This window comes from Photobacterium profundum (assembly GCF_003026285.1).
Classification (GTDB): Bacteria; Pseudomonadota; Gammaproteobacteria; order Enterobacterales; family Vibrionaceae; genus Photobacterium; species Photobacterium profundum.
The window spans coordinates 25868-47471 of sequence record NZ_PYOD01000022.1 but is presented as its reverse complement, the minus strand read 5'-3'; the positions used below and the strand labels follow the sequence as shown (position 1 = coordinate 47471).

Annotated in this window: 21 protein-coding genes; 19 read left to right on the top strand and 2 right to left on the bottom strand. The window is 43.3% G+C overall.

Features of this window, described 5'->3' with window-relative positions:
- Window positions 1-150: 150 nt before the first annotated feature.
- The 19 genes from mioC (at window position 151) to C9J48_RS25320 (ending at window position 18128) form a co-directional block, all read left to right on the top strand.
- Window positions 151-603, top strand: a complete 453-nt coding sequence (gene mioC / locus C9J48_RS25410; RefSeq protein WP_006233355.1) for an FMN-binding protein MioC — start codon at window positions 151-153, stop codon at window positions 601-603.
- A 421-nt stretch (window positions 604-1024) separates the two neighbouring features.
- Window positions 1025-2914 (top strand): tRNA uridine-5-carboxymethylaminomethyl(34) synthesis enzyme MnmG, encoded by a 1890-nt coding sequence (mnmG, locus tag C9J48_RS25405; protein WP_006233356.1) that lies wholly within the window; start codon window positions 1025-1027, stop codon window positions 2912-2914.
- Window positions 2915-2923: 9 nt separating this feature from the next.
- Window positions 2924-3544, top strand: a complete 621-nt coding sequence (gene rsmG / locus C9J48_RS25400) for a 16S rRNA (guanine(527)-N(7))-methyltransferase RsmG (RefSeq protein ID WP_006233357.1) — start codon at window positions 2924-2926, stop codon at window positions 3542-3544.
- A 16-nt stretch (window positions 3545-3560) separates the two neighbouring features.
- Window positions 3561-4355, top strand: coding sequence for a ParA family protein (locus C9J48_RS25395; protein ID WP_006233358.1), 795 nt, complete (start codon window positions 3561-3563; stop codon window positions 4353-4355).
- Between the two features lie 9 nt (window positions 4356-4364).
- Window positions 4365-5258 carry a ParB/RepB/Spo0J family partition protein gene (locus C9J48_RS25390; protein ID WP_006233359.1) on the top strand — a complete coding sequence of 298 codons (894 nt, stop codon included), beginning with the start codon at window positions 4365-4367 and terminating at the stop codon, window positions 5256-5258.
- Between the two features lie 178 nt (window positions 5259-5436).
- On the top strand, window positions 5437-5826 hold the full coding sequence (locus C9J48_RS25385) for a F0F1 ATP synthase subunit I (RefSeq protein ID WP_006233360.1): 390 nt from the start codon (window positions 5437-5439) through the stop codon (window positions 5824-5826).
- 8 nt (window positions 5827-5834) lie between these two features.
- On the top strand, window positions 5835-6623 hold the full coding sequence (gene atpB, locus C9J48_RS25380) for a F0F1 ATP synthase subunit A (RefSeq protein WP_006233361.1): 789 nt from the start codon (window positions 5835-5837) through the stop codon (window positions 6621-6623).
- Between the two features lie 78 nt (window positions 6624-6701).
- Window positions 6702-6959, top strand: a complete 258-nt coding sequence (gene atpE / locus C9J48_RS25375) for a F0F1 ATP synthase subunit C (RefSeq protein WP_005372317.1) — start codon at window positions 6702-6704, stop codon at window positions 6957-6959.
- Between the two features lie 77 nt (window positions 6960-7036).
- Complete coding sequence (gene atpF, locus C9J48_RS25370) at window positions 7037-7507, top strand: F0F1 ATP synthase subunit B (RefSeq protein ID WP_006233362.1); 471 nt, start codon at window positions 7037-7039, stop codon at window positions 7505-7507.
- Between the two features lie 16 nt (window positions 7508-7523).
- On the top strand, window positions 7524-8057 hold the full coding sequence (gene atpH / locus C9J48_RS25365; protein WP_006233363.1) for a F0F1 ATP synthase subunit delta: 534 nt from the start codon (window positions 7524-7526) through the stop codon (window positions 8055-8057).
- 16 nt (window positions 8058-8073) lie between these two features.
- Window positions 8074-9615, top strand: a complete 1542-nt coding sequence (gene atpA, locus C9J48_RS25360) for a F0F1 ATP synthase subunit alpha (protein ID WP_006233364.1) — start codon at window positions 8074-8076, stop codon at window positions 9613-9615.
- Between the two features lie 46 nt (window positions 9616-9661).
- Complete coding sequence (gene atpG, locus C9J48_RS25355) at window positions 9662-10528, top strand: F0F1 ATP synthase subunit gamma (protein ID WP_006233365.1); 867 nt, start codon at window positions 9662-9664, stop codon at window positions 10526-10528.
- A 32-nt stretch (window positions 10529-10560) separates the two neighbouring features.
- Window positions 10561-11967 (top strand): F0F1 ATP synthase subunit beta, encoded by a 1407-nt coding sequence (gene atpD, locus C9J48_RS25350; RefSeq protein ID WP_006233366.1) that lies wholly within the window; start codon window positions 10561-10563, stop codon window positions 11965-11967.
- A gap of 17 nt (window positions 11968-11984) precedes the next feature.
- The gene (locus C9J48_RS25345; RefSeq protein ID WP_006233367.1) at window positions 11985-12407 is read left to right on the top strand and encodes a F0F1 ATP synthase subunit epsilon; all 423 of its coding nucleotides are present in this window, start codon (window positions 11985-11987) and stop codon (window positions 12405-12407) included.
- Window positions 12408-12632: 225 nt separating this feature from the next.
- Window positions 12633-13994, top strand: a complete 1362-nt coding sequence (gene glmU / locus C9J48_RS25340) for a bifunctional UDP-N-acetylglucosamine diphosphorylase/glucosamine-1-phosphate N-acetyltransferase GlmU (RefSeq protein ID WP_006233368.1) — start codon at window positions 12633-12635, stop codon at window positions 13992-13994.
- 212 nt (window positions 13995-14206) lie between these two features.
- Window positions 14207-14977 carry a DeoR/GlpR family DNA-binding transcription regulator gene (locus C9J48_RS25335; RefSeq protein ID WP_006233369.1) on the top strand — a complete coding sequence of 257 codons (771 nt, stop codon included), beginning with the start codon at window positions 14207-14209 and terminating at the stop codon, window positions 14975-14977.
- An 18-nt stretch (window positions 14978-14995) separates the two neighbouring features.
- The gene (glmS, locus tag C9J48_RS25330; protein ID WP_006233370.1) at window positions 14996-16831 is read left to right on the top strand and encodes a glutamine--fructose-6-phosphate transaminase (isomerizing); all 1836 of its coding nucleotides are present in this window, start codon (window positions 14996-14998) and stop codon (window positions 16829-16831) included.
- 308 nt (window positions 16832-17139) lie between these two features.
- Window positions 17140-17517 (top strand): helix-turn-helix transcriptional regulator, encoded by a 378-nt coding sequence (locus tag C9J48_RS25325; RefSeq protein WP_006233371.1) that lies wholly within the window; start codon window positions 17140-17142, stop codon window positions 17515-17517.
- A gap of 230 nt (window positions 17518-17747) precedes the next feature.
- Window positions 17748-18128: a helix-turn-helix transcriptional regulator gene (locus C9J48_RS25320; protein ID WP_006233372.1), complete on the top strand. Its 381-nt coding sequence runs from the start codon at window positions 17748-17750 to the stop codon at window positions 18126-18128.
- A 48-nt stretch (window positions 18129-18176) separates the two neighbouring features.
- On the opposite strand, the gene ilvA is transcribed toward C9J48_RS25320, so the two are convergent.
- Window positions 18177-19730 carry a threonine ammonia-lyase, biosynthetic gene (gene ilvA, locus C9J48_RS25315; RefSeq protein ID WP_006233373.1) on the bottom strand — a complete coding sequence of 518 codons (1554 nt, stop codon included), beginning with the start codon at window positions 19728-19730 and terminating at the stop codon, window positions 18177-18179.
- Between the two features lie 5 nt (window positions 19731-19735).
- The gene (ilvD, locus tag C9J48_RS25310; protein WP_006233374.1) at window positions 19736-21577 is read right to left on the bottom strand and encodes a dihydroxy-acid dehydratase; all 1842 of its coding nucleotides are present in this window, start codon (window positions 21575-21577) and stop codon (window positions 19736-19738) included.
- Between the last annotated feature and the right edge of the window lie 27 nt (window positions 21578-21604).

The following is a 21604-nucleotide window of genomic DNA, read 5'->3' as shown; positions in this document are numbered from 1 at the left end:
ATCACACCCCGATCATGTCCATAGGGTATTTATTGCCCTGTGGATGCTTTTCTCCATACGTTATTTCACTCAATTCCCTACATTTAGTCTCTTTTATCTCCCTCACTAAACAGTACAATCAAGGTCATTATCTCCAATACAGAGGACAGTATGAGCAATATAACCTTAATCACAGGCAGCACATTAGGTGGCGCTGAGTACGTCGCTGACCATTTATCAGAGCTATTAGAGCAAGATGGTCATAGTACTGAAGTCGTTAATCACGCTAATTTGAGTGAACTCAATACCGATTCAATCTGGTTATTAGTCTGTTCAACGCATGGAGCGGGTGATTTCCCAGACAATATACAGCCCTTTATTAATCAGCTCACAGCGCAAAAACCAGACTTATCAGCCCTGAAATATGGCGTAATAGGTTTGGGAGATAGTAGCTACGATACGTTCTGTGCGGCGGGAATTAACATCGATAATTTACTGAATTCTCTCTATGCAGTGAAGCTTGGTGAACGATTAGATATCGATATTTCACAACACTCTGTACCTGAAGATGCAGCTGAAAGTTGGTTCGTCGAGTGGAAAAAACACCTTTGTAGTAAAAATTAGCCTCAAAATTACCCAATATTTAGGCTGATTTGAAACTATTTTCTGTGGATAACTATAGATCTAAACGGTGATCAACCCATAGTTATCCATTGAATAACTTTATCCCCATTCTACCCCTGTGTATAAGTAGTCGTTTTGATCCCAGCTAATCCTTATGATGATCAAAGCTACTCCACAACTAATGATCTACAGTAACACCATGATCATTAGGATCATTTATCGGTTATCCACACGATCGGGCGATCCTAATAATAGATCTAATAGAAGATCTCTAAATAAGATCTTATATATAATAAGCAAACCACTTTGAGCTGATCAAATGATCTTCACTAAAGATTCTTTCTTCATCAGAAAAAGGATAGAATAATCCCCCTTTTGCTCGTAGTAACTCACTGGCTCTTTGATTACCTGAGGTAGTTTCATGTTTTACCAGGAAAATTTTGATGTCATCGTTGTTGGTGGGGGTCATGCCGGCACTGAAGCCGCATTAGCCGCAGCCAGAATGGGACAAAAAACCTTACTTTTGACACATAACATCGACACGTTAGGTCAAATGTCTTGTAACCCAGCAATTGGCGGGATCGGGAAAGGACACCTGGTTAAAGAAGTGGATGCCCTTGGCGGTTTAATGGCCAAAGCCACCGACAAAGGCGGGATCCAATTTAGAACGTTAAATTCGTCAAAAGGTCCAGCTGTTCGTGCCACACGTGCACAAGCAGACCGCGCACTTTACAAAGCCGCTGTACGTGAAGCACTTGAAAACCAACCAAATTTAATGCTTTTTCAACAAGCTGTTGATGATTTGATCGTTGAAAATGATCGTGTTATCGGTGTCGTTACTGAGATGGGATTAAAATTTCGGGCGACATCGGTTGTATTAACCGTGGGGACATTCCTGGGTGGTAAGATCCACATTGGATTAGAAAATTACAGCGGCGGTCGTGCTGGTGATCCACCTTCGATCGCACTGGCATCACGTCTGCGTGAGTTACCTTTCCGTGTTGATCGTTTAAAAACAGGAACGCCACCACGCATTGATGCTCGAACGGTCGATTTTAGTCGCCTTCAAGCGCAGCACGGTGATAATCCAATTCCCACTTTTTCGTTTATGGGTAAAACGTCGGATCATCCACGTCAGATCCCATGTTATATCACTTATACAAACGAAAAAACGCACGATGTTATTCGCAATAATCTAGATCGTAGCCCAATGTATTCTGGGGTAATTGAAGGTATCGGCCCGCGTTACTGTCCGTCAATTGAAGATAAAGTCATGCGTTTTGCTGACAAAAATAGTCATCAAATCTTCATTGAACCAGAAGGGTTAACGACTCACGAATTATATCCAAACGGTATTTCAACCAGTTTACCGTTTGATGTTCAGATACAAATTGTGCGTTCAATGGATGGTTTTGAAAATGCTGCCATCATGCGTCCTGGTTATGCGATTGAATATGATTTCTTTGATCCTCGTGATTTAAAGCAAACATTTGAAACGAAGTTTATCGACGGTTTATTCTTTGCTGGTCAAATAAATGGTACAACCGGCTACGAAGAAGCGGCTGCACAAGGTTTACTTGCCGGTATGAATGCAGCCCTTCAGTCGCAAGGCAAAGAAGGTTGGTGTCCTCGTCGTGATCAGGCCTACATGGGTGTATTGATTGATGACTTGTCTACCATGGGTACCAAAGAACCGTACCGTATGTTCACATCTCGCGCGGAATACCGTTTGTTGCTGCGTGAAGACAATGCTGATTTACGTTTAACTGAAATCGGTCGTGAACTTGGTTTAGTGGATGATGATCGTTGGGCTCGCTTTAACCAAAAAGTTGAAAATATCGAACAAGAACGTCAGCGTTTAAAAGATATTTGGATCAACCCAAACTCGGATCATGTTGATGAAATCAATAAGATCCTTAAAACACCGATTGCACGAGAAGCTAATGGCGAAGATCTTTTACGTCGCCCTGAGATAACGTATAAATTATTAACGCAACTTGAAGACTTTTCACCTGCTCATATTGATACACAAGCCAGTGAGCAAGTTGAAACTCAGGTGAAATATCAGGGTTATATTGATCGCCAGAAGGATGAAGTTGAAAAGTCACTGCGTCATGAAACCACAAAATTACCCTTCGATTTGGATTACAGTATCGTCAAAGGCTTATCAAATGAAGTCATTGCAAAGTTAACCGATGCAAAACCAGAAACAATTGGTATGGCTTCTCGTATTTCAGGTATTACCCCTGCTGCAATCTCTTTGTTGCTGGTCTACTTGAAAAAGCACGGTATGCTGAAAAAAGGCGAATAGGAATTATCAATGAAACAACGTTTAGTGCAGTTAATCGCACAAACTGAATTACAAGTCACAGAACAACAAGTTCAACAGCTTGTTGGTTATGTAGAACTGCTTCATAAATGGAATAAAGCGTACAATCTAACATCTGTGCGCGATCCTCATGAGATGTTAGTGAAACATATCATGGATAGTATTGTGGTAAGTGCTCACCTTCAGGGCGAGAACTTCATTGATGTTGGTACGGGACCGGGATTACCGGGTATTCCGTTAGCGATTATGTGTCCAGAGAAAAACTTTACGCTACTTGATAGTTTGGGCAAGCGTATTCGTTTTATCAAACAAGTGGTACATGAGCTAAATATTGCCAATGTAACCCCAGTGCAAAGCCGCGTTGAAGAATTCCAACCGGAACAAGGTTTTGATGGAGTGATCAGCCGCGCATTTGCATCAATGAATGATATGGTATCTTGGTGTCACCATTTACCAGCGGAAAATGGACATTTTCTGGCTTTAAAGGGTCAATTTAGTGAACAGGAAGTGGCAGAGTTACCTGAGTGGTGTTCTGTGACTGAAGTCAAATCTTTGCAAATCCCTGAACTAGAAGGGGAGCGTCATTTAGTTATTTTGACAGCAAAAGAATAAAGGATGAGGTTTTTTCGTGGGAAAAGTCATTGCTATAGCAAATCAGAAAGGAGGCGTGGGTAAAACCACGACTTGCGTTAATTTAGCTGCTTCATTAGCGGCAACGCAACGAAAAGTCTTAGTTATAGATTTAGATCCGCAAGGTAATGCAACGATGGCGAGCGGCGTTGATAAATACCAAGTGGATGCAACGGCATATGAACTTTTAGTCGAAGAAACCCCGTTTAACGATGTAGTCATTACTGATACCACTGGGGGCTATCATTTGATAGCTGCCAATGGTGATGTTACGGCGGCAGAAATTAAGCTGATGGAAGTATTTGCACGTGAAGTCCGCTTACGTAATGCTTTAGAGGTAGTTCGTGATAACTATGATTTCATATTTATTGATTGCCCTCCTGCCCTTAATCTTCTTACAATCAACGCTATGACTGCTGCTGATTCTGTTTTAGTGCCTATGCAATGTGAATATTTTGCATTGGAAGGTTTAACGGCATTAATGGATACCATCAGTAAATTGACAGCCGTTGTGAATGCAGATCTTAAAATTGAAGGTTTGTTGAGGACAATGTTTGATCCTCGAAATAGGCTGTCAAATGAAGTATCTCAACAGCTTAAGAAGCATTTTGGTGATAAAGTGTATCGTACTGTTATTCCGCGTAATGTACGTCTTGCTGAAGCACCGAGCCATGGTCGCCCTGCAATGTATTACGATAAATATTCAAGTGGTGCAAAAGCTTATTTAGCCTTAGCCGGTGAAATGATTCGCCGTGACGAATTGGCACATAACGCAGATGCTATCAACGCATAAGGGTTGATCATGAACATGAGTAAACGAGGTCTAGGAAAAGGCCTTGATGCATTGCTAGCAACGAGTTCTGTTGCGCAAGCAAAACAGCAAAATGCGGAAAAAGCACAATCATTATCAGTAGATGGTACGTTAAGAGAACTGCCTATTCATCTGCTCCAGCCTGGAAAATACCAACCGCGTAAAGAAATGTCGGATGAAGCACTTGCAGAGTTAAGTGATTCTATTCGTGCGCAAGGTATTATCCAGCCTATTGTTGTGCGTAAATTAGCATCTCAACAGTATGAAATTATCGCAGGTGAACGACGTTGGCGTGCTTCTCGTCAAGCTGGGCTTCAGAGTATCCCTTGTATTGTTAAGGATGTTAATGACCGCGCAGTAATTGCCATCGCTCTGATTGAGAATATTCAACGTGAAGATCTTAATTCGATTGAAGAAGCGCAAGCATTAGAACGCTTACAAAGTGAGTTTTCTCTGACGCATCAGCAAATCGCGGAAGCGGTAGGTAAGTCTCGTGCAGCGGTGTCTAACTTGCTGCGTTTGAATCAGTTAGAAGCACCGGTAAAGCGTATGCTTGAGCTGCGTCAGCTTGATATGGGGCATGCACGTGCCCTTCTTAGTTTGGACGCTGATATGCAGTTAGAAGCTGCAGAAACCGTTGTGACTAAAATGCTGAGTGTGCGTGATACTGAAAAGTTAGTAAAAAAACTGCTTAACCCGGTTATTGAACGTGTTAAACCTGCTGATAATTTAGAGGTTAAAGAACTAGAAAATAGTTTAAGTGAACGATTGGGTACTCAGGTAGCAATTAACCACCAAAAAAATGGTAAAGGCAAGATTGTTATCAGTTTTGATGAAGCGCACAAATTTAAGCAACTTATTGCAATCTTTGATCGGGAAGTGTGATCTTCGATGTGTGTATTTTGTTGCAAATTTTACAACGACGTGATCAAGTTATTGTGTTGTAAAATCTTACTCTTTTTTTTGCTGCTATTAGATTGCATTCAATCTAATGAGCCGTATAATTTTCGCAGTTTTCCCAGCACGACAATTGTGTAGTGGAATGGACTCGAGGAACGAATACATGGTATCGGCGCTAGTTAGACCAGGACGCCAATTGGCGAAGCGGTTACTGTTATTGCAAGCTGGCGTCGTTTTAACAACGGCATTAATGGCAGTATTTGCTGTCAGTGTTGACTGGGGAATCTCGGCATTAATTGGTGGTGGCATCTTTGTGATAGCCAACACGGTTTTTGCCACGTGTGCTTTTCTCTTTAGTGGTGCTCGCAAGGCACGACTGGTGATGGCATCATTTTTTGGTGGGGAAGTGTTAAAAATCCTTATCACAGTCATCCTATTTGCCATTGTTTACCTGTATATGGAGGTGGAACTTGTTCCCCTCAAGCTGACCTATTTGCTGGTTCTTGGAATTAACATCTTTGGGCCAGTTTTATTTATTAACAGCAACAAATAGGATGAGTTATGGCTGCGCCAGGTGAAGCGCTAACGCCGTCAGGCTACATTACTCACCACCTGACCAATTTGGCAGTGGGTGATGGTGGCTTCTGGACGGTGCATATAGATAGCCTATTTTTCTCTGTATTGACTGGCCTTATCTTTTTAGGGCTTTTCCATTCAGTAGCAAAAAAGGCGACATCAGGAGTTCCAAGTAAGTTACAGTGTTTTGTGGAAATAATGGTTGAATTCGTTGATAACAACGTTAAAGATACTTTTCATGGCCGCAACCCATTAGTAGCACCTTTGGCACTTACTATTTTCTGTTGGATTATGCTGATGAATATCATGGACTTAGTTCCAATTGATTTTCTTCCGTATGCCGCAGAACATGGTCTGGGTATTCCTTATCTTAAGGTAGTACCAACTGCAGATGTTAACATCACCATGGCAATGGCGCTGGGCGTATTCGCATTGATGATTTATTACAGCATCAAAGTGAAAGGTCTGGGCGGCTTTGCTAAAGAACTGGCTCTTCATCCGTTCAATCACCCAATTATGATTCCGTTCAACTTGCTTCTTGAGATTGTTTCGCTACTAGCGAAGCCTATTTCACTTGGTATGCGTTTGTTCGGTAACATGTTTGCAGGTGAGGTGGTGTTTATCCTGATCGCGGCATTGATGCCGTGGTGGGCTCAATGGCTAGGTTCGGTACCGTGGGCAATTTTCCACATCCTAGTCATTACGATTCAAGCATTCGTATTCATGATGTTGACTATTGTGTACCTGTCTCAGGCACATGAAGACAATCATTAACAATAACGATTATTTGTAAATTTTTTTGTTCAATTTTTTACTGGCATTTTAGCCGACAACTATAAACTGGAGATAGTGATGGAAACTTTACTAAGCTTTTCTGCAATTGCCGTGGGCATCATTGTAGGTCTTGCTTCCCTTGGTACAGCGATCGGCTTCGCACTTTTAGGCGGTAAATTCCTTGAAGGTGCTGCACGTCAGCCTGAGATGGCACCAATGCTACAAGTTAAGATGTTCATCATCGCCGGTCTTCTTGATGCGGTTCCAATGATCGGTATCGTAATCGCTCTACTATTCACATTCGCAAACCCATTTGTTGGTCAGCTAGCTGGTTAATCAATAGCTGTTTTTAACCTTATGGTTTATTACAGTCGCAAATGGACCCATAGCAACCCTTTTTAAGGAGATGCGTTGTGAATATGAATGCAACTTTGCTGGGTCAGGCTATCGCTTTTTTCTTATTTGTCGTGTTCTGCATGAAATATGTATGGCCACCACTTATGGAAGCGATTGAAGAACGTCAGACAAAAATTGCTGACGGTTTGGCTGCAGCAGATCGCGCAGCCAAAGACCTGAATCTAGCGCAAGCGAATGCTTCTGATCAATTGAAAGATGCGAAACGTACTGCGAGCGAGCTTATTGAGCAAGCAAACAAACGTAAAGCTCAGATCATTGATGAAGCGAAAATGGAAGCGCAAGCTGAGCGTAAGAATATTCTTGCTCAAGGCCAAGCTGAAATCGAAGCTGAGCGCAATCGCGCTCGTGATGATCTGAGAAAACAAGTTGCAACTCTAGCTGTGATTGGTGCTGAGAAAATCATTGAACGTACGATTGATAAAGACGTTCATGCTGATCTTCTTAACAAAGTCACTGCAGAACTGTAATTAAAGGGGCAAGCACATGTCGGATATGACTACTATCGCACGCCCCTACGCTAAAGCAGCCTTTGATTTTGCGGTTGAGAATGGTGAGCTAGTCCAATGGGCTGAAATGCTTACTTTTGCTGGTGAAGTAGTAAAAGATGAAGCTATGCAAGATATCTTGGATAGTGGATTTGCTGCTGAAAAGCTAACTGAAATTTTTGTTTCAGTTTGCGGTGAGCAACTCAACGAATTCGGTCAAAACTTGTTAAAAGTTTTGGCTGAAAATGGACGCCTTAAAGTACTACCTAATATCTGTGACGAGTTCTTGTTCTTGAAAAATGAACATGAAAAAGTTATCGAAGCTGACGTGATTTCTGCGGTGGTTTTAGATGATGCTCAGCTTGCAGCTATTAGTGCGAAACTTGGTAAGCGTCTTGAACGTGAAGTGAAGCTGAACTGCAGTGTAGACGAGACCCTGATTGCTGGGGTCGTAATTAGAGCTGGAGACCTGGTAATCGATAACTCAGTACGCGGTAAATTAACCCGTCTGAACGATACTTTGCAGTCTTGATTTAGGGAATTGGAGCATGCAACTTAATTCCACGGAAATTAGCGAACTGATCAAACAACGTATTGAAAATTTCAATGTTGTTAGTGAAGCACGCAACGAAGGTACCATCGTTTCAGTAAGTGACGGTATCATTCGTGTCCATGGCCTTGCAGACGTAATGCAAGGTGAAATGATTGAATTACCTGGTGGCCGTTTTGCACTAGCACTTAACCTTGAGCGTGACTCGGTTGGTGCTGTTGTAATGGGTCCATATGCTGACCTTCAGGAAGGCATGAAAGTAACAGGTACTGGTCGTATTCTTGAGGTTCCTGTTGGTCCTGCGCTACTTGGTCGTGTTGTTAACACACTGGGTGAGCCGATCGATGGTAAAGGTTCGATTGATACAGATATAACTTCTCCTGTAGAAGTTATTGCACCAGGTGTTATCGATCGTAAGTCAGTTGATCAACCACTTCAAACTGGTTACAAAGCTGTCGATTCGATGATTCCAATTGGTCGTGGCCAGCGTGAGCTGATCATCGGTGACCGTCAAACAGGTAAAACGGCGATGGCAATCGATGCCATCATCAACCAGAAAGATTCTGGTATTTACTCTGTTTACGTTGCTATCGGCCAGAAAGCTTCAACTATTGCTAACGTAGTTCGTAAGCTGGAAGAACATGGCGCACTGGAAAATACTATCGTTGTAGTTGCATCTGCTTCTGAAGCAGCAGCACTACAATACCTTGCACCATACTCTGGTTGTGCAATGGGTGAGTATTTCCGTGACCGCGGTGAAGATGCGTTGATCGTATATGATGATTTGTCTAAGCAAGCAGTTGCTTACCGTCAGATCTCTCTACTTCTTCGTCGTCCACCAGGCCGTGAAGCTTACCCTGGTGATGTTTTCTATTTACACTCTCGCCTTCTAGAGCGTGCATCTCGTGTAAGCGAGCATTACGTAGAAAAGTTCACTAACGGTGAAGTTAAAGGTAAGACCGGTTCACTGACTGCGCTTCCAATTATCGAAACGCAAGCTGGTGACGTATCGGCATTCGTACCGACGAACGTAATCTCCATCACTGATGGTCAGATCTTCCTACAGAAAGAGCTGTTTGACGGTGGTCTCCGTCCAGCTGTTGACCCAGGTATTTCTGTATCTCGTGTAGGTGGTTCTGCTCAAACCAAGATCATTAAGAAACTGTCTGGTGGTATTCGTACTGCTCTTGCACAGTATCGTGAACTAGCAGCATTTGCTCAGTTCTCGTCTGACCTTGATGCGGCAACTAAAAAGCAGCTTGATCACGGTCAGAAAGTGACTGAATTGATGAAGCAAAAGCAGTATGCACCTATGTCTGTATTTGAACAGGCTGTGGTTATCTTTGCTGCTGAAAAAGGTTATTTGAATGACATCGAGCTGACTAAGCTTGCTGACTTCGAAGCTGCGTTGCTTTCTTATGCTAAAGGTCAATTTGCTGAGCTAGTATCTCAGGTTGATGAAACGGGTGCGTGGAACGGTGAAGTCGAAGCTCAGTTCGTTAAACTGGTTGAAGATTTCAAAGCTACCCAAACTTGGTAATTGGTTGGTGATCGCGTTTGCGATCACCTACTAACGGAGAGTAACGATGGCCGGCGCAAAAGAGATTCGTAACAAGATCGGTAGTGTTAAAAACACGCAAAAGATCACTAAAGCGATGGAGATGGTTGCAGCGTCTAAAATGCGTAAAACGCAAGGCGCAATGGAATCATCACGTCCATACGCACAAACTATGCGCAAAGTGATCGGTCATATCGCCCTTGGTAGCCTCGAGTATAAGCATCCTTATCTTGAGGAGCGTGAAGCCAAGCGTGTAGGTTATGTCATTATTTCTACAGACCGTGGTTTGTGTGGTGGTTTGAACATTAACTTGTTTAAGCGTGCTATGGCAGATATGAAAACGTGGTCTGATAAAGGTGCAGAAGTGGATCTAGCGTTAGTTGGCGCTAAAGCTACAGCATTCTTTAATAGCTACGGTGGCAACGTTGTCGCTCAGGTTTCAGGTTTGGGCGATAGTCCAACAGTTGAAGAGCTGATCGGTACTGTTGGTGTCATGTTAAAGAAATATGATGAAGGCCAATTGGATCGTCTGTACTTAGTTTACAACCAGTTTGTAAACACCATGGTTCAGGAACCAGTGATCGATCAATTGCTACCTTTGCCTAAGTCAGAAGACGAAGAAATGCAGCGTAGCCACTCTTGGGATTATATTTATGAGCCCGAGCCTAAACCTCTGCTAGATACTTTACTGGTTCGCTATGTTGAATCACAAGTGTATCAAGGCGTGGTTGAAAACCTTGCGAGTGAGCAAGCGGCTAGAATGGTTGCGATGAAAGCTGCAACAGATAACGCTGGAGATATTATTAACGATCTACAGCTTGTGTATAACAAAGCCCGTCAAGGTGCTATTACACAAGAACTGTCAGAAATCGTTTCTGGTGCATCTGCTGTTTAAGGCAAAGAATTAATAAGTTTAGAGGATTAACGATGGCTACAGGTAAGATCGTACAGATCATCGGTGCGGTAGTCGACGTAGAGTTTCCACAAGACTCCGTACCACGGATCTATGACGCCCTTAAGGTTGATGCGAAAGAGAACGGTATTTTAATACTGGAAGTTCAGCAGCAACTTGGTGGCGGTGTTGTTCGTGGTATCGCAATGGGTACTTCTGATGGCCTACGTCGTGGTTTGTCTGTTGAAAATACAGGCCGCCCAATTGAAGTTCCAGTTGGTACTGCGACTCTAGGACGTATCATGAACGTTCTAGGTCAGCCAATTGATGAGTGTGGTGAGATCGGTGAAGAACAGCGTTACGCTATTCACCGTGAAGCACCAAGCTATGAAGAACAGTCTAACGCGACTGAACTGCTAGAAACTGGCGTTAAAGTTATCGACTTGATTTGTCCATTCGCTAAGGGTGGTAAAATCGGCTTGTTCGGTGGTGCTGGTGTAGGTAAGACTGTCAACATGATGGAACTTATCAACAACATCGCACTTCAGCACTCAGGTCTATCTGTATTTGCAGGTGTAGGTGAGCGTACTCGTGAGGGTAACGACTTCTACTTTGAAATGCAGGAAGCGGGTGTTGTAAACATCGAGAACCCATCGGAATCAAAAGTTGCGATGGTTTACGGCCAGATGAACGAGCCTCCTGGTAACCGTTTACGTGTTGCTTTGACTGGTCTAACGATGGCAGAGCGTTTCCGTGACGAAGGTCGTGACGTACTACTATTCATCGATAACATCTATCGTTATACCCTTGCGGGTACTGAGGTTTCGGCTCTACTAGGTCGTATGCCATCAGCGGTAGGTTACCAGCCAACATTGGCTGAAGAGATGGGTGTACTTCAGGAACGTATCACGTCAACGAAGAGTGGTTCTATCACGTCTGTTCAAGCGGTATACGTACCTGCGGATGACTTGACGGATCCATCACCAGCAACAACGTTTGCGCACTTGGATGCAACGGTTGTACTTTCTCGTCAAATCGCTTCTTTGGGTCTATACCCAGCGATCGATCCATTGGATTCTACATCTCGTATGCTAGATCCATTGGTTGTTGGTCAAGAGCACTATGATATTGCCCGTGGCGTTCAAAGCTTGCTACAGCGTTATAAAGAGCTGAAAGACATCATTGCAATTCTAGGTATGGATGAGCTATCAGAAGATGATAAGCAAGCCGTATCTCGTGCACGTAAGATTGAGCGTTTCCTAACTCAGCCTTACCACGTTGCTGAAGTATTTACTGGCGACCCTGGTATCTACGTATCACTTAAAGATACGCTACGTAGCTTCAAAGGTCTTCTTTCAGGCGAGTACGATGACATCCCAGAACAGGCATTTATGTACTGTGGTGCTATCGAAGACGCATTGGAAAACGCGAAGAAACTTTAAGCTGAGTAGGAGGCGACATGGCAGCGATAACCTTCCACCTTGACGTTGTAAGCGCAGAGAAAAAATTATTCTCTGGTCGAGCTCAAAATGTTCAGGTGACCGGTAGCGAAGGTGAACTGGGTATACACGCAGGACACACACCGCTGCTGACCGCTATCACGCCGGGTATGGTTCGAATCACCAAGCAGAATGACGAGGAAGAAGTTATTTATCTTTCTGGTGGTATGCTTGAAGTTCAGCCAAGTACAGTAACTGTACTTGCTGACACCGCTATTCGTGGTGAAGATTTGGATGCTGCTAAGGCTGAAGAAGCGAAACGCCAAGCTGAGGAGCGAATCCACAATCAGCATGGTGATATCGACTTTGCTCAAGCGGCCAGTGATCTGGCTAAAGCAATCGCTCAGCTACGAGTAATCGAGCTGACGAAGAAAATGCGTTAATTCAACGCATGGCAAAAAAAGCGACCTTAGGGTCGCTTTTTTTATATCTAATATTTATCTCACAGGTATTTTTAGACCAATTCTTTGAGCTTATGAGGTGTTATATGCGTCAAAATACCGTTAATACTTAGAGAAAATTAAGAGATTACTCTTAAATCTCATTAATTAGAGCGCTACAATGCTTGCAGTTTCGATTTCATATATGCATCAAAAAGGATAACTATCATGAGCTTTAGCGCTGTGATTCTAGCTGCGGGAAAAGGCACCCGCATGTATTCAAACCTGCCTAAAGTACTTCACACGCTTGCTGGTAAGCCTATGGCAAAGCACGTCATTGATACTTGTAGTGATCTTGGTGCCAGTCATATTCATTTAGTGTATGGCCATGGTGGCGATATGATGCAGCAAGTGCTCGCTGATGAGCCAGTAAGCTGGGTACTGCAAGCAGAGCAACTCGGTACTGGTCACGCGGTTAATCAAGCTTCTTCTGGTTTAGCTGATAATGAAAAAGTACTGATCCTATACGGTGATGTACCCTTGATTAGCGGTGATACATTAACTAACTTACTCGATGCTCAGCCTGACGGCGGTATTGCGCTGCTGACTGTCGTTCTTGATAACCCGACAGGTTATGGTCGTATTGTTCGTCGAAATGGTCCGGTTGTGGCGATTGTTGAACAAAAAGATGCAAGTGAAGAGCAAAAGTTGATCAAAGAAATTAATACCGGTGTGATGGTCGCAAATGGTGGCGACCTGAAGCGTTGGTTAGGTCAGCTGAAAAATGAAAACTCACAAGGTGAGTATTACTTAACTGACATTATTGCGATAGCGCATGATGAAGGCCGTGCTGTTGAAGCTGTCCATCCTGTGAATCCAATTGAAGTTGAAGGTGTTAATAACCGGATTCAACTGGCCCGACTAGAGCGCGCATATCAAGCTATGCAAGCTGAACGTCTATTAGAGCAAGGCGTAATGCTACGTGATCCGTCACGTTTTGATCTTCGTGGTAAGTTGCAATGTGGTACGGATGTTGAAATTGACGTTAACGTGATCATCGAAGGTAACGTTTCAATCGGTAACAATGTACTTATTGGTGCGGGCTGTGTGCTAAAAGACTGTGAGATTGATGATAACAGTGTTATTCGACCTTACAGCGTGATTGAAGGTGCGACTGTCGGTGAAGATTGTACCGTGGGTCCATTTACTCGCTTGCGTCCTGGTGCCGAGCTGGTGGGTGACTCTCACGTGGGTAACTTCGTTGAAATGAAGAAATCACGTCTTGGGCGTGGCTCTAAAGCAAACCATCTTACGTATTTAGGTGATGCTGATATCGGTGATCGAGTCAATATCGGCGCTGGTACCATTACCTGTAATTATGATGGTGTGAATAAGTTTAAGACTGAAATTGGCGATGATGTCTTTGTTGGCTCTGATACCCAATTAATCGCTCCTGTTAAAATTGCCAAAGGAGCTACTATTGGGGCTGGTGCAACGATTAACCGTGATATTGGCGAAGGTGAGTTAGTCATTACTCGCGCTCCAGCCCGTACTATTAAAGGTTGGAAACGCCCAGTAAAGCAAAAATAATATAGTCACTGTATCGTTACAATGAAAAAAGGCAGATTTCTATCTGCCTTTTTTTCGTCTGTTGCTCCCCGTGTTTCGTGATAGTAGCCACAAAGCAGTCTCTTCTGATTTAATAAATACGGCAATATTCCTTCTTCGTATTGATCTTATTTGTTTTGTTTTGCTATTATTAAGTTTCAGTTCGAAACCTAATACTAACGAATCAAAACATAATGTCTAAAAGAAACACTCAGCAACGTCGCCACACTATTGTGAGCTTAGTTAATGAAAAAGGTGAAGTTAGCGTTGATCAGCTCGCGACTTTCTTTGCTACTTCAGAAGTTACCATCCGTAAAGACCTTACCGCATTAGAAACTAATGGCTTATTGCTACGCCGCTATGGTGGTGCTATTGCGATGCCTTCAGAAATAGTTTCTGCCAGTGTTGAAGACAATGTTTCGATTCGTAAGTTAGCCATTGCTAAAGCGGCCGCTTTACGTATTCGAGACCATAATCGCATCATCATCGACAGTGGTAGTACTACCGCCTCGCTCATTAGTTTATTAGGCAGCAAACAAGGTTTAATTGTAATGACGAATTCGTTGAATGTGGCGAATGCCTTAAATGAGCTTGAAAACGAACCTACATTGCTGATGACGGGAGGCACGTGGGATCCCCATTCAGAAGCTTTTCAAGGTCAAGTGGCGGAATCAGTATTGCGGTCATACGATTTTGATCAGTTGTTTATTGGTGCTGATGGCATTGATATTGCTCGTGGTACTACAACGTTTAATGAATTGATTGGCTTGAGCCGAGTCATGGCCGACGTTTCCCGTGAAGTTGTCGTAATGGTTGAATCTGACAAAATTGGTCGAAAAATTCCCAACATGGAATTGCCGTGGAGCAATATCAGTACGCTGGTGACTGATGATGGTTTAAGCGCTGAAGCGAAAGAACAAATAGAACATCAAGGGGTACAGGTTATCTGTGCCTCAGTTGAATAAAATTTAGGAGATAAAGATATGTGTGGGATTGTTGGTGCAGTAGCACAACGTGATGTGGCTGAAATTTTAGTTGAAGGTTTACGTCGTCTTGAATACCGTGGTTATGATTCAGCTGGTGTTGCTATTCTGGATACAGAGTGCAATTTGCAACGTGTTCGTCGCTTAGGCAAAGTAAAAGAACTGGCAGATGCTGTTGACAGTAATCCAATTACTGGTGGTACAGGTATTGCTCACACTCGTTGGGCTACACATGGCGAACCGTCAGAAGCGAATGCTCACCCACACGTATCTGGCGAAAATATTGCGCTGGTGCATAATGGAATTATCGAAAACCACGAAGAATTACGTTCATTACTTACTGAGCGTGGTTATTCTTTTGCATCTCAAACCGATACTGAAGTGATTGCTCACCTTGTTGAGTGGGAATTACGCAGTGCTAAAACATTGCTAGAAGCGGTACAGAAAACTGCAGCTCAATTAGAAGGCGCATACGGTACCGTAGTGATGGACCGTCGTGATCCTGAACGTTTAGTTGTGGCTCGTTCTGGCAGCCCATTGGTTATTGGTCTAGGTATTGGTGAAAACTTCTTAGCGTCTGATCAATTAGCCTTATTAAATGTGACCCGCCGCTTTATGTTCCTTGAAGAAGGTGATGTAGCTGAGATTACACGCCGTGAAGTGAATATATTTGACCTAAATGGTGAGCCTGTTGCACGTGAAGTACATGAGTCTAATTTGCAGCAAGATGCGGCAGATAAAGGTCAATACCGTCACTTTATGCAAAAAGAGATCTACCAACAGCCAAGCGCATTGATTAACACCATGGAAGGTCGTATCAGCAATGACACGGTAATTGTTGAAAGTATTGGTGCTGGTGCTGCTGATATTTTACGTAACGTAGAACACGTACAAATTGTGGCGTGTGGGACCTCATATAATGCGGGTATGACTGCACGTTACTGGTTTGAAGCATTAGCCGGTGTTAGTTGTGACGTAGAGATTGCCTCTGAGTTCCGTTACCGCAAATTTGTAACTCGCCCAAATAGTTTACTGATCACCTTATCGCAATCTGGTGAAACTGCAGATACGTTAGCGGCATTACGTTTGGCGAAAGAGAAAGGTTACATGTCAGCAATGACAATTTGTAACGTCGCAGGCTCGTCGTTAGTACGTGAATCTGATCTGGCATTTATGACACGTGCCGGTACTGAGATTGGTGTGGCATCAACCAAAGCCTTTACCACCCAGCTAGCAACAATGTTGATGTTCGTAACGGCGCTGGGTAAACAGAAAGGTGTCATTGATCCGAAAAAAGAAAAAGAGATCGTTACTTCTCTTCATCAGTTACCTGCTCAAATTGAAAAGGCATTGGCGTTTGATAAGCCGATTGAACAACTTGCAGAAGATTTTGCCGATAAGCACCATGCTTTATTTTTAGGTCGTGGCGAGTTTTACCCGATCGCAATGGAAGGTTCTTTGAAATTAAAAGAGATCTCTTATATTCATGCTGAAGCGTATGCTGCGGGTGAGCTTAAACATGGTCCTTTAGCACTGATTGATGCTGATATGCCTGTGATTGTAGTTGCACCGACCAATGATTTATTAGAAAAGCTTAAATCAAATATTGAAGAAGTGCGTGCGCGTGGCGGGTTGCTGTACGTGTTTGCTGATAGTGACGCTGGTTTTGAAGAGTGTGAAGGCATGAAAATTATCACTATGCCAAAAGTGGATGAATTCATCGCACCGATTTTTTACACGATACCAATGCAGCTATTGTCTTACCACGTAGCATTGATTAAAGGCACTGATGTTGATCAGCCTCGCAACTTAGCGAAAGCGGTTACTGTTGAGTAAAAGCACTTATCAATAAGTGTTTCACTATTGAGAAAAAGGCGCCAATTATGGCGCCTTTTGTCGTTTCTAAGCCCGTATAAATATGCTGGGTCTATTCTCTAATACATCAGTGACGCATTTATTGCGAAATGAAAATACCATAATGTATTTTTACTTTCTGCAATCCAATATAAGAATAAGTTGCTGATTTTTTAATTAAGTCTTTGATTTGTTAGGTTGGTAAATCAATCTGCAAGTTGGCTTACTACATGCAAGTGTTGTCATGGTTGCTAGGCATTCTTCATTTATTTTTGTATTGGAGGTTAGGCATGACAGATTCTAAAGCCAAGATCGCTGCGCGTATAAAAGAAGCACGAGAGTGGAAAGGATTAACACAAGTTCATATGGCTCAACAATTACAGGTTGCTCGTCAGACTTACCTTGATCTCGAAACCGGTAAAACGGAACCAAAAGTACGTTTACTATCAGAAATTTCTGAAATAACCGAGCGTCCGTTAACCTGGTTTGTTTACGGGGATGAAGGCATTGAAATTTTAGAAAGTGAATATAAAGAAGAGATTGATCGTTTGTTGCAATATTTTAGCCGATTACCTCATTCTGCTCGTAACATTATTTTGCAGCAGAGCATTAATTTAGCTGGCTTTATGGCGGAATATACCAAGGCACTAACCCACAAACGTAAGTAGTCTATTTTTATACAGCTAACGATTGAACAAGCATCTATATTGCATGTTATTGTAGGCTTTTATTTGCTTTAAATGTACACCTAGGTAGGCATGCGCGGGTCGAACTCACATATTAACTGCACATAGGGTGATGATAATTCTATCAACGTCATACTGGTCTAATATGTAAGTCAATAATGCAACGGTCGGCTGATTTATGGCGCTATTTGAACGGCCTGTTGTAATGTTTAATGGATGATACTTGGGTGGAAAACGTAAAATTACGGACAGCGACTAAAATTCGAGAAGCGAGAGAGCGAAAAGACATTACCCAAGTTGCGATGGCAAAGGCATTAGGGTTGGCTCGTCAGACGTATCTCGATCTTGAATCAGGGAAAACAGAGCCTAGAATATCAACATTGGTAAGTATTGCCGATATAACAGGACGACCACTAATTTGGTTTATCTATGAAGATGAGGGACCAATATCATCTGAAGATAAAAATGACATTCAAGTGTTACTCGATCTATTTGCACAAGTGCCTCGTTCGATGCGCTCGAAGTTAATTGAACATAATCTGAGCTTTGTTTCTTGCTGGATTGATTATGTTGCCTCAGTAAAACGAAAATAAAAAAAGCAGCCAATGGGCTGCTTTTTTGTTTGCTCATTATTCATGTCGCTATTGGGCAAGAAAAAACTTATACGCTGGGTTTTCAGTTTCATCTTTCCATTGGTAGCCTAATTCACGTAGGTGGCTAGTAAAAGACAGGAGATCTTTATCTTCCAGCTCAAAGCCACATAATACTCGACCATAATCAGCACCATGGTTACGGTAATTAAATAGACTGATATTCCAATGTGTTCCTAACGTCTTAAGAAACTTTAATAGTGCGCCAGGGTACTCTGGAAATTCAAAGCTATATAAACGTTCTTTTAGTGGCTTTGATGGACGCCCACCAATCATATAGCGCACGTGAACTTTTGCCATTTCATCATCTGATAAATCGACAACGGGGTAGCCCCCTTTTCGAAGGTCGTGAATGATGCCATCCAACTCTTCTTGCCCTTGCATTAAGCGCACACCCACAAATACATTAGCCAGTGCATCGTCATTGTAGCGGTAGTTAAACTCAGTAACTGCTCGGCCACCTAATATATGGCAAAAATCAAGAAAAGCCCCTGGACGTTCAGGCACTGTTACTGCTAAGAGGCCTTCTCGTTTCTCACCTAATTCACAACGTTCTGACACATAGCGTAGACCATGAAAGTTGAGGTTAGCTCCCGATAAAATGGATGCTAGCTGCTTATTTTGTAGCTGGTGTACCTCAACATATTTTTTGAGTCCCGCTAAAGAGAGTGCTCCAGATGGTTCAGCAATGGCTCGGGTATCTTCAAAAATATCTTTAACGGCAGAGCAAATTTCATCGCTGCTAACGGTAATAACCTCATCGAGGTACTGTTGGCATAAGCGGAATGTTTCTTCACCAATGCGTTTTACAGCGACACCGTCAGCAAACATGCCAACTTGGTCGAGTGTAACCGGACAGCCCGCATCAAGCGCGGCTTTCAAGCAGGCTGAATCTTCAGCTTCCACACCGATGATTTTAATGTTCGGCATTAACTGTTTAAGTAATACCGATATTCCAGCTGCTAAACCGCCGCCCCCAACAGGGACAAACACATAATCAAGATGCCCATTTTGTTGGAGTAGCTCCATGCCAATGGTGCCCTGCCCTGCAATCACAGATGGGTGATCAAAAGGTGGGATGAAGGTATAACCATATTGTTGTGCTAATTCTTCAGCGTGGGCTTTGGCTTCATCAAAATTATTACCATGCAAAACCACTTTGCCACCAAAGCTTCTTACCGCATCGACTTTAATCGCTGGTGTAGTCAGTGGCATGACGATGGTAGCACTGACATCAAGCTTATGACCGGATAATGCTAATCCTTGGGCATGATTGCCCGCAGAGGCTGCAATAGCCCCCGCTTTACGTTGCTCAGGAGTTAGCTGAGACATCATATTGTAAGCACCACGCAGTTTAAACGAGTGAACTGGCTGGCGATCTTCTCGTTTTAACTGGATGCGATTGCCGATCCTTGCTGACAATCGATCCATATCTTGGAGAGGCGTAACTTGTGCCACTTCATAGATGGGTGCGCGAAGAATATTGCGAAGGTAATCGGCTCCGCTTAATAGCTCTACATCCTTGGCCTGTGTTACTTCGCTCATCATTATTATCCTTCGAGTTTAGATTTGTCACGGATAGCGCCTTGATCGGCACTGGTGGCAAGTAATGCGTACGCACGTAATGCATAAGATACTTCACGTTGACGGTTAACAGGCTTCCAACCTTGCTGATCTGCCAGTGCACGACGTTGGGTAAGCTCTGTGTCATCAACTTGTAATTCAATACTGCGGTTAGGAATATCGATATTAATGATATCGCCATCGTTCACGAGACCAATCGTACCGCCAGCAGCTGCTTCAGGTGAAACATGACCAATAGATAAGCCGCTTGTGCCGCCAGAGAAGCGACCATCAGTAATTAAGGCACATTCTTTGCCTAAACCAATTGATTTAAGGTAAGTGGTTGGGTAAAGCATTTCTTGCATTCCCGGCCCCCCCTTAGGACCTTCGTAACGAATAACAACCACATCGCCTGATTTCACTTTACCACCAAGAATACCTTCAACAGCAGTATCTTGGCTTTCGAAAACCACGGCTGGTCCGCTAAAGGTTAAGCTGTTTTCATCAACGCCTGCGGTTTTAACAATACAGCCTTTGAGTGCGATGTTGCCAGAAAGGACTGCGAGCCCGCCATCTTGGCTAAATGCATTTTCTTTACTGCGAATACAGCCATTGGTGCGATCGTCATCTAAGGTATCCCAACGACAGCTTTGCGAGAAGGCTTTGGTGGTGCGAATACCAGCAGGGCCAGCACGGAAGAAATCTTTCACCGCTTGTGATTCAGTTACTGCTATATCGTATTCAGCCAGTGATTCAGCAAAGGTTTGACCAAGTATATTATGGGTATCGTTGTGTAGCAGGCCAGCGCGATTGAGCTCACCTAAAATACTGTAAACACCACCAGCACGGTGTACATCTTCCATGTGGTATTTCGGTGTTGAGGGAGCCACTTTACAAAGGTGCGGTATAAGACGAGACATACGATCGATGTCGTCCATATCAAAATCAATGTCACCTTCTTTTGCTGCGGCTAATAGGTGCAATACGGTATTGGTTGAGCCACCCATTGCGATATCGAGCGCCATTGCATTTTCAAAGGCTTTTTTATTGGCAATATTACGCGGTAATGCGGTGTCATCATCGTTAAGGTAATAACGTTTAGTCAGATCAACAATACGCTTACCCGCATTGATAAATAGTTGTTCGCGGTCGGCGTGAGTCGCCAGCATTGAACCATTACCAGGTTGGCTTAATCCTAATGCTTCTGTTAGGCAGTTCATTGAGTTCGCGGTGAACATTCCTGAACATGAACCACACGTAGGACAAGCAGATCGCTCTATTTGTTCGCTTTGTTCGTCAGACACCGTAGGATCTGCGCCTTGAATCATGGCATCAACAAGATCCAGCTTTAGGATCTGATCAGACAGTTTTGTTTTACCGGCTTCCATCGGTCCACCAGAAACAAAGATCACAGGAATATTGAGTCGCAGTGAAGCCATTAGCATGCCAGGGGTGATTTTGTCACAGTTAGAGATGCATACCATTGCATCGGCACAGTGTGCATTAACCATGTATTCCACTGAGTCAGCAATGAGCTCTCGTGACGGAAGCGAATACAGCATGCCGCCATGGCCCATTGCGATACCATCATCAACGGCAATAGTATTAAATTCCTTGGCAATACCGCCCGCTTTTTCTATTTCCCCTGCTACTAGCTGCCCCATGTCTTTTAGGTGAACATGACCAGGTACAAATTGCGTAAAAGAGTTAACGACGGCAATGATCGGTTTACCGAAATCTTCATCTTTAACGCCAGTCGCACGCCATAATGCGCGGGCTCCGGCCATATTACGACCGTGGGTGGTGGTGGCTGAACGATACTTAGGCATAACAGTAAAAATCCTTTTATTGCGTTG

Bases quoted from the DNA above. Each gene is read 5' to 3' on its own strand.
- mioC (WP_006233355.1), top strand. From the start codon at position 151: ATGAGCAATATAACCTTAATCACAGGCAGCACATTAGGTGGCGCTGAG.
- mnmG (WP_006233356.1), top strand. From the start codon at position 1,025: ATGTTTTACCAGGAAAATTTTGATGTCATCGTTGTTGGTGGGGGTCAT.
- rsmG (WP_006233357.1), top strand. From the start codon at position 2,924: ATGAAACAACGTTTAGTGCAGTTAATCGCACAAACTGAATTACAAGTC.
- C9J48_RS25390 (WP_006233359.1), top strand. From the start codon at position 4,365: ATGAACATGAGTAAACGAGGTCTAGGAAAAGGCCTTGATGCATTGCTA.
- C9J48_RS25385 (WP_006233360.1), top strand. From the start codon at position 5,437: ATGGTATCGGCGCTAGTTAGACCAGGACGCCAATTGGCGAAGCGGTTA.
- atpB (WP_006233361.1), top strand. From the start codon at position 5,835: ATGGCTGCGCCAGGTGAAGCGCTAACGCCGTCAGGCTACATTACTCAC.
- atpE (WP_005372317.1), top strand. From the start codon at position 6,702: ATGGAAACTTTACTAAGCTTTTCTGCAATTGCCGTGGGCATCATTGTA.
- atpH (WP_006233363.1), top strand. From the start codon at position 7,524: ATGTCGGATATGACTACTATCGCACGCCCCTACGCTAAAGCAGCCTTT.
- atpA (WP_006233364.1), top strand. From the start codon at position 8,074: ATGCAACTTAATTCCACGGAAATTAGCGAACTGATCAAACAACGTATT.
- atpG (WP_006233365.1), top strand. From the start codon at position 9,662: ATGGCCGGCGCAAAAGAGATTCGTAACAAGATCGGTAGTGTTAAAAAC.
- atpD (WP_006233366.1), top strand. From the start codon at position 10,561: ATGGCTACAGGTAAGATCGTACAGATCATCGGTGCGGTAGTCGACGTA.
- C9J48_RS25345 (WP_006233367.1), top strand. From the start codon at position 11,985: ATGGCAGCGATAACCTTCCACCTTGACGTTGTAAGCGCAGAGAAAAAA.
- glmU (WP_006233368.1), top strand. From the start codon at position 12,633: ATGAGCTTTAGCGCTGTGATTCTAGCTGCGGGAAAAGGCACCCGCATG.
- C9J48_RS25335 (WP_006233369.1), top strand. From the start codon at position 14,207: ATGTCTAAAAGAAACACTCAGCAACGTCGCCACACTATTGTGAGCTTA.
- glmS (WP_006233370.1), top strand. From the start codon at position 14,996: ATGTGTGGGATTGTTGGTGCAGTAGCACAACGTGATGTGGCTGAAATT.
- C9J48_RS25325 (WP_006233371.1), top strand. From the start codon at position 17,140: ATGACAGATTCTAAAGCCAAGATCGCTGCGCGTATAAAAGAAGCACGA.
- C9J48_RS25320 (WP_006233372.1), top strand. From the start codon at position 17,748: ATGGATGATACTTGGGTGGAAAACGTAAAATTACGGACAGCGACTAAA.
- ilvA (WP_006233373.1), bottom strand. From the start codon at position 19,730: ATGAGCGAAGTAACACAGGCCAAGGATGTAGAGCTATTAAGCGGAGCC.
- ilvD (WP_006233374.1), bottom strand. From the start codon at position 21,577: ATGCCTAAGTATCGTTCAGCCACCACCACCCACGGTCGTAATATGGCC.